The sequence below is a fragment of the Nioella nitratireducens genome, from assembly GCF_001879715.1.
Lineage (GTDB): Bacteria > Pseudomonadota > Alphaproteobacteria > Rhodobacterales > Rhodobacteraceae > Nioella > Nioella nitratireducens.
In genome coordinates this window covers 17,652-29,901 of sequence record NZ_MNBW01000016.1, presented here as the reverse complement: position 1 = coordinate 29,901, position 12,250 = coordinate 17,652, and the positions used below count along the sequence as shown (strand labels likewise).

Genomic DNA, 12,250 nt, shown 5'->3' with positions numbered 1-12,250 from the left:
ATTGGCCCGAAAGACGCTGGTTAGATTCGTTCCGGCAGGTGCGTTTCCCGAGAAGGCCGGAGACAAGGGTGAATTAGGCCCTGAGGCCCGTTACCTGCAAGTTACAAATTGACGCGCAAGTTACTTTGACATGGATCAACGAGCCAGACCCGGAATCAATTATCCACAACCACCCGGCAGTCCGGTTGTCCACAATCGGAAACAGCCGCTTCCCAGCTGTCTCCGACCCCCCACTGACCGGTGGCCTCGGATATGGCCATTGCGCGCGGGCGGCCCAACTGGCGGTAGCTGCCCCAAAGCGCGGCGGTAGCGTCGGTATTGAGTTGCAGCGGGCGGCCCGGTTCCCAGCCTTCGGGGCGGATGATCAACACGATGGCGCATTCGGCGCTGTCTTCGGCGCGGCGCTCGTTGCACCCTTCCAGCGCGACCCGGCGGGCGTTGTCTTCATCATGGAAATTCGCCGCCGCCACGGTGGCCTCGGACACCAACCCCTGATCGGGTGAAATCGCCACGGCCGCATAGTATTTCTGCGTGGCGACAATCTGGTTGAGGATCGCCACATCTGCCGTCGACAGGCTGTCATTGGGGATCACCTCGCCCACAACCGCCCCGTCACGCGCAAAGACCAGACGACGCGCCTCTCGCATGTTCGGCAGGGTCTGGGCCAGGGCCGGCAGGGCGGTGGCAGTCAGCGCCAGCACAAGGCCGGCCAGCTTCGGGGAAATTCGCTTGAACATGGAAAACTCTCCGTTTTTTGGCTTTGGCCCCGGGAAACACGAGAGTCGGGATACCGTGTGCGCCAGCTTACGACAACCACGAGGACAAGAACCGGCAAAAGCCTGCCGGGTTGTTGCATCCGGCCCACTGGACAGTTGCCGCGCCGCTGGTAAGGTCCGGGGCAAGATTTCCCACCAGAAAGGATGCGCCATGTCGCTCGACGCCGTTCTCGCCCGTATTGATCACGATCAGGAGGCCGCGATGACCCGGCTGATGGAGCTGCTGCGCATCCCTTCGATCTCAACCGATCCGGCATTCAAGGCCGATTGCGATGCCGCGGCCGACTGGCTGGTCTTAGACCTGAAATCCATCGGCTTCGACGCTTCGAAACGCCCGACACCCGGCCATCCGATGGTGGTGGCACATGCCAATCTCGACACTGACGGCCCGCATCTCTTGTTCTACGGCCACTACGATGTGCAACCGGTCGACCCGCTCGACCTGTGGACCACACCGCCGTTCGAACCGGCCATCGAAGAAACCCCCAAGGGCAAGGTGATCCGTGGACGCGGGGCGTCTGACGACAAGGGGCAGCTTATGACCTTTGTCGAGGCATGCCGCGCCTTCAAGGCGGAAACCGGCAAGCTGCCGGGCAAGATCACGCTCTTCTTCGAGGGGGAGGAAGAGTCTGGCTCGCCCTCTCTGGTGCCGTTCATGCAGGAAAACGCAAAGGAACTGACCGCCGATATCGCCCTGATCTGCGACACGTCGATGGTGGCGCCCGGCGTGCCGTCGATTCCGACGCAGTTGCGCGGGATGCTGAAGGACGAGTTCACCCTGACCGGCCCGCGCATCGACCTGCATTCCGGCCATTACGGCGGGCCGGGCCTGAACCCTTTGCGGGAAATGGCGCGGATCGTGGACAGCTTCTATGACGCCGAAACCGGTGCCGTGGCCGTTGAGGGCTTTTACGAGGGCGTGCACGGGGTGCCCGAGGAGATCCTGCGCCAATGGACCCTGTCGGGCTTTGACGAGGCCGACTATCTGGGACAGGCGGGATATTCCGTATCGCACTACGAAAAGGGCTATTCCACGCTGGAAAAACAGTGGGCGCGGCCGACCTTGGAAATCAACGGCCTTTGGGGCGGCTATCAGGGGGCCGGGTCCAAAACGGTCATCCCCTCCAAGGCGCATTGCAAGATCACTTGCCGTCTGGTGGGCGACATGGACCCCGACGCGCTGCGCCAGAAGATCCGACAGCACGTCGCCGACCGGCTTGGCCCCGACCTTGCGGTGGAATGGGACCAGGATCTCGAAGGCTCCCCTGCCCCGGTAATGCCCACCGAGCGACCGGAGTTCGAGAAAGCCCGGCAGGCGCTGTCCGAGGAATGGAACCGCGAGGCGGTGTTCATCGGCATGGGCGGCTCGATCCCGATTGCAGGGTTTTTCAAGCAGGTTCTGGGCATGGACGCGCTCTTGACCGGATTTGCCAATGACGATGACGCAATCCACTCGCCGAATGAAAAATACGACGTGGAGAGTTTTCACAAGGGCATTCGGTCATGGGCGCGCATTCTGGACGCCCTGACCGCCTGACCGCGTCTACTCTGCGCCGATATCGGGCGCGGGCAGGTCCGGCACCAGCGCCAACGGAGTGCGGGCCGGGCCTGTCCAGAACCGCGTCATCATGCTGATCGCCGCCGCCGACAGGCCGACGGCCATGCCAAGCCAGATCCCGGTGCCGCCCATGCCCATTGAAAAGCCAAGCACATAGCACGCCGGGACGCCCAAGACCCAATAGCTGACCACCGCGTAGATCATCGGGCGTTGCGTATCCTGCACCCCGCGCAGGAAACCAAGCGCCATGACCTGCATCGCATCGGCCAGTTGAAACAGCGCCGCCATCGCCAGAAGCGACGCACCAAGCGCCATCAACCGCCCGCGCGCCGGATCGTTGGGGTCGAGGAACAGTCCGACCAGTTGTTCCGGCACGGTCAGGAAAGCGGTGATCGTGATTGCCACCAGCACAAGCGACAGAACCAGGGCGGCCAGGGCCCCCCGTCGCAAGGCGATCGGGTCTTTTCGGCCCCAGGCATGGCCCGCGCGCACCGTCGCGGCGGAACTCAACCCGAGATGGATCATGAAAGTCGCCGCCGCGATTTGCAGGGCGATGCCATGCACCGCAAGCGCCTCTTCCCCGATCCAGCCCATCATGATGGCGCTCGCGGTAAAAAGCCCGCTTTCCGCCAGCATGGTCAACCCGATGGGCAACCCCAAGCGAAAGACCTCGCCGAACGCGCCCCAGTCGGGTCGCCAAAGCCGCGCAAGAATGGTGTAGGCCCGCAAGTCGCGCGCCCCGGCGGCGTATAGCGTCAGGATCACGAACACGGTGACATTGGTGCCGAGAGAGGCGATGGCCGCCCCGCGCAGGCCAAGTTCCGGAAACCCGAGATTGCCAAAGATCAGCAGCCAGTTGACCAGGATATTGATCAGCGTGCCCGCAATGGTCGACCACAGCACGATCTGGGTATGCTCCAGCGCGGACAGATGGCTTTTGAACACCATCGCCATCAGGAAGACCGGCATCGACCATCCCGCAATCCGCAGATAGATCTGCATGTCCGCCGACAAGCCCGGCAACTGACCGAGCGCCAGAAAGATCGGCTCGCTGAACCAGAACAGCGGGATTGCCAGCAGGCCGGTCAGCGCCGAGATCCAAAGCCCCATTCGGGTCACCCGGCGAACCTGTCTGCGATCGTCATTGGTGATGGCGGCGGCGACCATCGGCATCACAGCAATTGCGAAGCCAGAGCCGAGCAGGTAAATTGCAAAGAAATAGGACGTTGCCAGCGACAGCGCCGCGAGTTCTTCGACCCCATACCACCCGATCATCACCGTGTCGGTGATGCCGATGGAAAGTTGGGCCAGATGACTGCCGGCCAAGGGAAGACCGAGCAAGACCACGGCCCGCAGGTGGTGGCGGAAGGTTGACATGGAAGCACTCGAAACGGGCAATTCACCCGGACAATCCTTGGCAATATGCTGAAAGTCTGGTTTAAATCAACGACAGGTTTCCGCTTTGGAACAAGAGTGTTGCCCTGCATGAAGCCCACTTCGCCACATTCCCGCCACATTTGGCGCGCAGACCAGATTGGATCAAAAAATGGGCAGTTTCATATAATGCACACGAGCCAGTTGCATAGGTTCCTTGTATCCGAGCAAGGCGCGGTCACGGTTGACTGGGTCGTGCTTACCGCTGCCGTGACCGGCATGGCGCTTGCGGCCACCTCGGTGCTCGACGAAGGAATCGGCACGCTTGCCTCCAATCTCGACGCGCAGCTGCGGTCGCAGCAGGTCAGCGACGCCTTCGTTCAGTTCAACTCGTCCCATTTCAACGCTCTCTACGACGCCGGCATCGTGACCGAGGCGGATGCGCAAGGTTTCTTCGACACCGCAAACCAGATGACCAACGCAACGATCCTGTCGGGGTTGCAGGACGGTCTGCTGGCCTACAATGACGGTACCCTGTCGGACGCGGACGTCGCCATGCTGGCGGCCATGGCCAGCGTTGGCATTCAGCGCAATATCGTGACCGCGGCAGAGGTGCCGCTGGTGACGGCCTACTGACCCCCGAACGCCACCGTTTCGACGCCCGGACCAGCCGGGCGCCCGCCAGCCCTCAGCGTGTGCGCCGCTGATCGGGGTGCAGCGACCTGCCAAGGATATGATCCGACGCATGCACAACGTGGCTGGCATGACCGACGATCAGCGGATCGGGCGGTGTCGCGATGGTTTCATCCTTGCCGGGATAGTCGATACTGGACAAAAAATGGCGCATACAGTTCAGCCGGGCGCGTTTCTTGTCGTTCGACTTGATGATCGTCCAAGGCGCATCGGCGGTGTGGGTGTAAAAGAACATCGCCTCCTTCGCCTCGGTATAGTCATCCCATTTGTCGAGGCTGGCCATGTCGATCGGGCTGAGCTTCCATTGTTTCAGCGGGTCGATTTCGCGGCTCTTGAACCGGCGTTGCTGTTCGGTGCGCGTGACCGAGAACCAGTATTTGTATAGGCGGAGTCCAGACCGCGTCAGCATTCGTTCAAAGTCGGGGGTCTGGCGCATGAATTCCAGATATTCGTTCGGCTCGCAAAACCCCATCACCCGTTCCACGCCAGCCCGGTTGTACCAAGACCGGTCGTAGAACACCAATTCGCCCGCCGTCGGCAAATGCTCGACATAGCGCTGAAAAAACCACTGCCCGCGCTCTTGGTCGGTCGGTTTGTTCAGGGCGACGACACGGGCAAAACGCGGGTTGAGGTGTTCAGTGAACCGCTTGATCGTGCCGCCCTTGCCCGCCGCATCGCGGCCTTCGAACAGGATCACGAATTTCTCGCCGGTTTCCTGCGCCCAGATCTGCACCTTGAGCAACTCGGCCTGCAACCGCGCCTTCTCGGCCTCGTAGACACGGCGGGCCATCTTGCGGCTATAGGGGTAACGCCCGGTTTCAAAGGCATGGCGGATCTGGTCCAGAGTCACCTTTGGAAATTTGCGAACGATAGAGGCCTCCGGCTGCGCGATGTCCGGCGCCGACGTGTTGGCATCGGCAACAGGGGCGTCGGTCACAGCCTCGGGGTTCAGGTCTTCCATATGCGGTCCCTCCGTTTTGGTCTTTGTTTCGTTTTTTGCAGGGTAAAGTCTGTCACATTTCTGTCTTACGCGCCTTGATTGGGGTCAAATTGGCCGTCCCTGAACGACCATCGCCCAAGCCCCGAGATTGATCATACCGCGACGGGTTGACTTAGGGTAAACTGTAGGTGTGCGATTGCCCCAGGAGGAGAGCCATGCCCCAACGTCCCCTCGCCCTGACCAGTCTCGTCGTCATACTGTTTCTGACGGCACCCGCCCTTGCCCAAAAGGCCCCGGACCCCGCGCCAGAGCCCACGAAGCCGGGCGCGACCATGCCGGTCGCTCCGTCTCCGGCAGCCCCGGCACCTGCACCCACGGCCACCGACACGACCAGTCCTGCCGCCCCATCGGCCCCGGCGGCTCAGTCCGAAGGCGAGATTGCCTTCGACGCCACGCTTGCCAGCCTGACCACGGAATGGGAGCCGGGCGAAGCTGCCGAATTCACCGCCCTGCTCCTGGACAACGCCGCGCAGGGTCTGACGGGTGACTCCATCGGACATCTGCTGTTCATGCGCCGCCATTTCGCCCACGCCGCATGGTTCTTCGGCACCGACGCAGCGGGGGATCCAAGCGATCCGGCCTCGCTCAACAACTTCGCGGCAATGCTGGTCGAGGTCTACGCCGCCGATCCCGACAATGCCGATCCTATGTGGCTACAGACGGCGCGTCGGGCCGCCGAGGCCGCCGCAGCCTTGGCCCCCGATAGCGCGGCCATCCAGAACACCCTGGGCAATGTCGCGCGCGCGGCTGGCGATACCGCCACCGCCGTGAGCGCGGGCGAGCGCGCCACGACCCTCGCCCCCGAAGAGGCGCTCTACTGGACCAACCTCGCCCGCGCGCACGCGGCTGCCGGAACCCCCGACGCGGCCGCGGCGGCCTTGGCCCGTGCCCATGCGCTCGACCCAAACGGGACAGCGGTGCGCGTGACCACATCCGCCCTGCCCGCGATAGCCGCGCCCTATGGGCAGTATTTGCAAAGCCAGTGCAACGTCGATTTCAACTGCGCCCAGATCTGCCCCGGCGGCATCGTCGGCGGCCTGATGCGGGTCACCTGCGAGATGGAAAGCGCCTCGGCACAACTGTCGTGCCAGCAGGGCCAGCCCTATGCGACCAGTTACAATTGCCAGGAGGAATTTCCAGAATACGGCATCCTGATCCCCGGTTTGAATTCCGGATTTTCCGTCAGCCTGCCCGGATTTTCAATGCATGTTCTGGTCGATGGCAACGGCGATGTGCGGGTGCGGGTCGAAGGGGGGCTCAGCCGTGGGCGACTTGGGGCCTATGTCGGCGCGGACGGCACCTATTCTCCGACCAATGGCGCCAGCTTCGACGCGTTCCGCGGCGGTGTGCGGGTGAACATCCTGCCCCCTTCCATGGGCGGCGGAAGCGCGGCGGACGAAGCGGCGGGACGCTGGGGCCAGCCACCGGCCCAGATCGAATTGGAGGGCAATTCCAGCGGCGAGGCCACCCTTGGGGCAGAGGCCTACAATGCCGGGCTGATCTCGACCTGATCCAGCCCCTCCCTTGTGGGCCGTGCGGGGCCAGCCACAAAATCCTGCGCGGCCCCTTGTCGATGCCCCTGCCCCTGCGATACTCTTTCCGGCAATCATAATCACCAACAAAAGAGCAGACGGGCATGGCAGACGACCTTCTTCTGGGCGCTTCTCAAGAGCAAAGCTACAATGCGGACTCGATCGAAGTGCTCGAGGGGTTGGAACCTGTCCGCAAACGTCCGGGCATGTATATCGGCGGCACGGATGAGCGGGCGCTGCATCACCTCGTGGCCGAAGTGCTCGACAACTCGATGGACGAGGCCGTGGCTGGCCACGCCAGCCGCATCGAGATCGAGCTGCACGACGATTTTTCCGTCACCATCCGCGACAACGGTCGCGGCATGCCCTTTGATCCGCACCCGAAATTTCCCGGCAAATCCGCGCTGGAGGTGATCCTGTGCACCCTGCACGCGGGCGGCAAGTTCTCGGGGGATTCCTATGAAACCTCGGGGGGGCTGCACGGGGTCGGCGCGTCGGTGGTCAACGCCCTGTCCGATACGATGGTCGTTCAGGTGGCGCGGGACCGCAAACTGGTGGAACAGCGCTTTTCGCGCGGCATTCCCCTTGGTCCGGTCGAGGACATGGGCAGCGCCCCCAACCGGCGCGGCACCACCACCACCTTTCACCCCGATGAGCAGATCTTCGGCCATCATCGGTTCAAGCCTGCGCGACTGCTCAAGATGGTGCGCTCCAAGGCCTATCTGTTCTCGGGTGTCGAGATCCGCTGGAAATCCGCGATCGACGATGGCGAAACCCCGCTGGAGGCGATTTTTCACTTTCCCGGCGGCTTGGCCGACTACCTGAGGGAAACGCTTGGCACGGCGTCCACATATGCCGATCAGCCCTTCGCGGGCACGGTTGATTTCAAGGAACGCTTCAACACCCCCGGCAAGGTGGAATGGGCGATCAACTGGACGCCCTCGCGCGACGGGTTCATCCAGTCCTACTGTAACACCGTCCCCACGCCCGAGGGCGGCACGCACGAGGCCGGGTTCTGGGCTGCGATCCTCAAGGGTATCCGCGCCTACGGCGAATTGGTCGGCAACAAGAAGGCCGCGCAGATCACCCGCGACGACCTGATCACCGGCGGCTGTGCACTGGTGTCATGCTTCATCCGCGAGCCGGAGTTTGTGGGCCAGACCAAGGACCGGCTGGCCACGTCCGAGGCGCAAAGGCTGGTCGAGGGCGCGGTGCGCGACCATTTCGACAACTGGCTGGCGGCGGACACAAAGGGGGCGGGCGCGATCCTCGATTTCCTTGTGCTGCGGGCAGAGGAACGGCTGCGGCGGCGGCAGGAAAAGGAAACGCAGCGCAAATCGGCCACCAAACGCCTGCGCCTGCCCGGCAAGCTGGTGGATTGCTCTGCGACCAACCGGCAAGGAACCGAACTGTTCATCGTCGAGGGCGACTCGGCCGGAGGGTCGGCCAAGATGGCGCGGGACCGCAAGACGCAGGCCCTGCTGCCGCTGCGCGGGAAAATTCTGAACGTGCTGGGGGCCGCAAGCTCGAAAATGGGCTCCAATGCCGAGATCAACGACCTGTGTCAGGCCATGGGCGTGGGGCTGGGCAGCAAGTTCCGCCTTGACGATCTGCGCTATGACAAGATCATCATCATGACTGACGCGGATGTGGACGGGGCGCATATCGCCTCGCTCCTGATGACGTTCTTCTTCACGCAGATGCGCCCGCTGATCGACCAGGGGCATCTGTATCTCGCCTGCCCGCCGCTCTACCGCCTGACCCAAGGCTCGCGTCGGGTCTATTGCCTTGACGAGGCCGAGCGCGACGAATGGCAGGAAAAGGGATTGGGCGGCAAAGGCAAGATCGACGTGTCCCGCTTCAAGGGTCTGGGCGAGATGGACGCGAAGGATCTGAAACTGACCACGATGGACCCGACGCAACGCAAGCTGATCCGGGTGAGCATCGACGAGGACGAACCGGGGGAAACCGGGGATCTGGTGGAACGCCTGATGGGCAAGAAGCCGGAATTGCGGTTCCAGTACATCCAGGAAAACGCGCGGTTTGTTGAGGATGTGGATGTTTGAATTGATGAGACATGTATGAGGCTTTATTATTATACTGGGCCTAAATTCGCTCTGGAAAACCTCAAAAAACGGAGTCTAAAGATCTCTTTTGCCGATGAAGTGAACGATATATTTGAGCTAAAACCGTTTGACTTCGGAAAAAATGGAGGGCCACTCCGGCGAGAGTGGCAGAAGAGTATTCATAAATACGCAAGAGCACAAGGTTTCGTTTCTTTTTCCAGCGATTGGAAAAGCCCTGCAATGTGGGGACACTATGCGGAATACCACAAGGGCGTTTGCTACGGCTTTGATGTTAATCCAAAAAAATCAGATGCATTGGTGGAAATTCAGTACGTTACTGATTTGCGGCTGTTTCGGAATCTAAAACTAGACGACGAGCGCGTTCATGAAGAAGAACTTGAATACGCCCAGAAGACAAAGAGCGATATTTGGGCCTATGAGAAAGAATGGCGGGTGTACGTCAGCCTGTCTAAAGAAGAAATTTATTCGAAGAGCATTGGACAGTCGCTATTTTTCGTTCCATTTGGACCTGACCTCACACTGAAAGAGGTCATAATAGGTGCCAACTCAATAATATCATCAAATAAAGTTAAGGATGCGCTTCAGGATTGCGAGGTTGAAATCAAGACCGCGCGGGCTTCTTTCAGGAAGTATGCAGTGGTTGAACAGATGTTGCCGAGTAAGCAAGCGTAAGGTGGGCAATCCTGCCCACCACCCCACCCCTCGCGCAATGCCGGGCAAATCCCTCCCCCTCCAAGGGCCAGCGGCGGCGCGTGGGATGCCGCTGCACCTTTGAGGCGGCAGCGCTATTTCCCGCCACATCCGCCCTCCCTCTCGGCCACGCGCAGCCTCACCAAAGCGGCAGCCCGCCGGGACGGGCCGCCGCTGGCCCGGCGCCTGCGGCTTGATTCCGGGCTGTGGGTCCACTCACCCCTCCCCCAACCCTTTGTCCCCGCTCCATTCTCTGCTACCCTTTCCCGCACTCTCCCGCTTCGGAGCGTGCCGATGCCTCTCTGGCTCCAGATCCTGTTCTTCCTGCTCGTTGCCGGCGTCAGTGGCGCCCTGATCTGGCGGCTGATCTCCATCGAGGCGGCGCTGTGGCAAACCCGCCCGATCCTTGTCAAACGGCTGGAGATTTACGAGCGCATCGCCCCCGATCTGAACCGGATCTACTGTTTCCGCCGCCTCGTCGGCTATTGGAAAGAGGTCTCGCCGCCCGACCTGATTGCCACCAAGCGCCGTCTCGACCGCGAGGTGAATATCTCGCGCCACCTGCTGTCGGAGGAGTTCTACCGCCGCCACCTGGAATTCATGGCGCTTTGCTTTCACACCTTCACCGGCCCCGGCGAGGACGCCAAGATCCGCGCCACCATCACCCATGACCTGGGCGACCGGCGGGTTCATGCGGGGTATGACTGGGACGAGGATTACGCGCACATGTTCGCCCTCGACGACCTGCCCACCGATCACCAGATCGACGACGCCTATATGCAGGCGATGGCTGCGCTGCGCCGTTCGGTCGGGCTGCGTGACGCAGGCTGATCGCCCCCCGAGGCGGAAACCTCGGAGGGCGGGCATGACAGGTCAGGAGGGTCGGGATCAGCGGCGCAGCGTGGGTGCCAGAACCTGCGGCTCGATCACGCGGGGCATTTCGAACAGGCCGTGATCCATCGTGAACGGCGGGCAGCTCAGGCACGGGTCGGGCAGCGGGATGGGCCGCGGCAGCGGGAACAGGATCGGCATCGGATGCGGTTCGATCCGCGGCGTGACCTTGTGCAGGGGCGTGTCAATCAGGTCCGATTGGCGCAGGATGACGATATCCGCAGACGCGGTCTGCACAAGCGCCGTGGCCGCGATAGCGGCAGCGAGGAGGGTTTTAATCGTGGTCTTCATGGGTCAAATTCCTTTGGGTTGAAGCGAAGAGTGCGAAGGGTGATTGCGCCGGGGGAACAGGCGACGAGAGCACAATGACAGCCCCGCCGCCGTCATCCAAAAGCGCGGCCCTGCTAGGGGAAAACCGTGTCACGTTATTCAATGACAGCGCCGCTTGCCCGCGGGCATTGCCCCTTTTGTGTGAACGCCTTAGCGTTGAGCCAGCCACACAGAAACGGGGACACCGCCATGACCACCCCTGCCCTCACGCCCGACAGCCTGAACAGCTTTCTTGCCGAGAATTTCGCGCCTTGGGTGCGCGATCTGGGAATAGAGATCACCGAAGTGACCGACTCGTTCACCGTCAGTCGCATGCCCAACACCGAACGGCTGGCCCGCGTTGGCGGCATCGTGTCGGGCCAGGCGTTGATGTCGATGGCCGACACCACGATGGTCATGGCCACCGCCGGTTATTTCGGTGCCTTCCACCCGGTGGCGACCACGAATTTCGACTGCCAGTTCTTGCGGCCCGGTGTGGGCGAATGGATCGTCTGTCGTGCCGATATCGTGCGGGCGGGTAAATCTTTGGCCTTCGTGCAGGCGGAATTGGTCGCTGAACCCTCTGGCCATCAGATCGCGCGGGCGCAGGCGACCTTCTACGTGGCCTGACGCGCGGACCGTGCTAGGCTGGGCCCGACAGAAGGGGGACACGCGGATGCGGTCGTTTGACGAAATCCACGCCATCGCAACGGAAAGACACGGTTCGGACGGGCTGGCGGCGCGCCTCTCCACCCCGCTGACGCCAGAGGCACTGGCGGCGATCCCCGAGGACCGATGGCTCGCGCAGCTTACCCGCTGCGTGTTTCAGGCCGGGTTCAACTGGAAAGTCATTGAGGCAAAGTGGGACGGGTTCGAAGCGGCGTTCCACGGCTTCGACGTCGGTCGCTGCGCGATGATGGATGACGACTGGCTTGACGACCTGCTCGTCGACACGCGGATCGTTCGTAACGGGCCAAAGATCCAGACCGTGCGGGACAATGCCGTTTTCCTTCAATCTCTTAGAGACCAAGGGGGCGCAGGCGTGGTGCTGGGGGCCTGGCGGTCCACCGACTATATTGACCTGCTCGATCTAATGAAATCCGGGGGATCGCGGCTTGGCGCGATGACCGGACAATACGCGATGCGTTTCCTCGGGCGCGACGGGTTCATCCTCAGCCGCGACGTCACTGCCCGGTTGATCGCCGAGGGCGTGATCGACAAACCGGCAGGGTCGAAATCGTCCATGCGGGCGGTTCAGGGCGCGTTCAATGTATGGATGGAGCAATCCGGGCGCGGTCTGACCCGGATTTCACAAATTCTCGCCATGTCGGTCTGAGGCC

The 12,250-nt window shown here is 62.1% G+C and carries 12 protein-coding genes; 8 read left to right on the top strand and 4 right to left on the bottom strand.

The genetic code is table 11. The features are described from left to right. Nucleotides 1-155: 155 nt before the first annotated feature. A complete protein-coding gene (locus tag BKY27_RS15250; RefSeq protein ID WP_071675349.1) occupies nt 156-737 on the bottom strand; it encodes a hypothetical protein in 582 nt (193 codons plus the stop codon). A 190-nt stretch (nt 738-927) separates the two neighbouring features. Here BKY27_RS15250 and BKY27_RS15245 point away from each other — a divergent pair, with 190 nt between their 5' ends. Then, the gene (locus tag BKY27_RS15245; protein WP_071675348.1) at nt 928-2,313 is read left to right on the top strand and encodes a M20/M25/M40 family metallo-hydrolase; all 1,386 of its coding nucleotides are present in this window, start codon (nt 928-930) and stop codon (nt 2,311-2,313) included. A 6-nt stretch (nt 2,314-2,319) separates the two neighbouring features. Here the strand turns inward: BKY27_RS15245 and BKY27_RS15240 are convergent, their stop codons facing one another. Continuing rightward, nucleotides 2,320-3,711 carry an MATE family efflux transporter gene (locus BKY27_RS15240; RefSeq protein ID WP_071675347.1) on the bottom strand — a complete coding sequence of 464 codons (1,392 nt, stop codon included), beginning with the start codon at nt 3,709-3,711 and terminating at the stop codon, nt 2,320-2,322. A gap of 186 nt (nt 3,712-3,897) precedes the next feature. On the opposite strand from BKY27_RS15240, the gene BKY27_RS15235 reads away from it, so the two are divergent. After that, complete coding sequence (locus BKY27_RS15235) at nt 3,898-4,344, top strand: hypothetical protein (protein ID WP_071675346.1); 447 nt, start codon at nt 3,898-3,900, stop codon at nt 4,342-4,344. Nucleotides 4,345-4,396: 52 nt separating this feature from the next. Here BKY27_RS15235 and ppk2 read toward each other — a convergent pair whose 3' ends face one another. Then, nucleotides 4,397-5,362, bottom strand: coding sequence for a polyphosphate kinase 2 (gene ppk2, locus BKY27_RS15230; protein WP_071675345.1), 966 nt, complete (start codon nt 5,360-5,362; stop codon nt 4,397-4,399). 194 nt (nt 5,363-5,556) lie between these two features. On the opposite strand from ppk2, the gene BKY27_RS15225 reads away from it, so the two are divergent. From BKY27_RS15225 to BKY27_RS15210, 4 genes are all read left to right on the top strand, one after another. Next, complete coding sequence (locus BKY27_RS15225) at nt 5,557-6,912, top strand: hypothetical protein (RefSeq protein WP_071675344.1); 1,356 nt, start codon at nt 5,557-5,559, stop codon at nt 6,910-6,912. Between the two features lie 125 nt (nt 6,913-7,037). After that, nucleotides 7,038-8,999, top strand: a complete 1,962-nt coding sequence (gene parE, locus BKY27_RS15220; RefSeq protein WP_071675343.1) for a DNA topoisomerase IV subunit B — start codon at nt 7,038-7,040, stop codon at nt 8,997-8,999. A 15-nt stretch (nt 9,000-9,014) separates the two neighbouring features. Further along, entirely contained in the window at nt 9,015-9,692 is a 678-nt protein-coding gene (locus BKY27_RS15215) for a DUF2971 domain-containing protein (RefSeq protein WP_084667993.1), read from the top strand. A gap of 312 nt (nt 9,693-10,004) precedes the next feature. Further along, entirely contained in the window at nt 10,005-10,541 is a 537-nt protein-coding gene (locus BKY27_RS15210; RefSeq protein WP_071675341.1) for a hypothetical protein, read from the top strand. Between the two features lie 57 nt (nt 10,542-10,598). On the opposite strand, the gene BKY27_RS15205 is transcribed toward BKY27_RS15210, so the two are convergent. Further along, the gene (locus BKY27_RS15205; RefSeq protein WP_071675340.1) at nt 10,599-10,892 is read right to left on the bottom strand and encodes a hypothetical protein; all 294 of its coding nucleotides are present in this window, start codon (nt 10,890-10,892) and stop codon (nt 10,599-10,601) included. A 228-nt stretch (nt 10,893-11,120) separates the two neighbouring features. On the opposite strand from BKY27_RS15205, the gene BKY27_RS15200 reads away from it, so the two are divergent. Continuing rightward, a complete protein-coding gene (locus BKY27_RS15200) occupies nt 11,121-11,540 on the top strand; it encodes a PaaI family thioesterase (protein WP_071675339.1) in 420 nt (139 codons plus the stop codon). A gap of 46 nt (nt 11,541-11,586) precedes the next feature. Further along, nucleotides 11,587-12,246 carry a DNA-3-methyladenine glycosylase I gene (locus tag BKY27_RS15195; RefSeq protein ID WP_071675338.1) on the top strand — a complete coding sequence of 220 codons (660 nt, stop codon included), beginning with the start codon at nt 11,587-11,589 and terminating at the stop codon, nt 12,244-12,246. Nucleotides 12,247-12,250 lie beyond the last annotated feature (4 nt).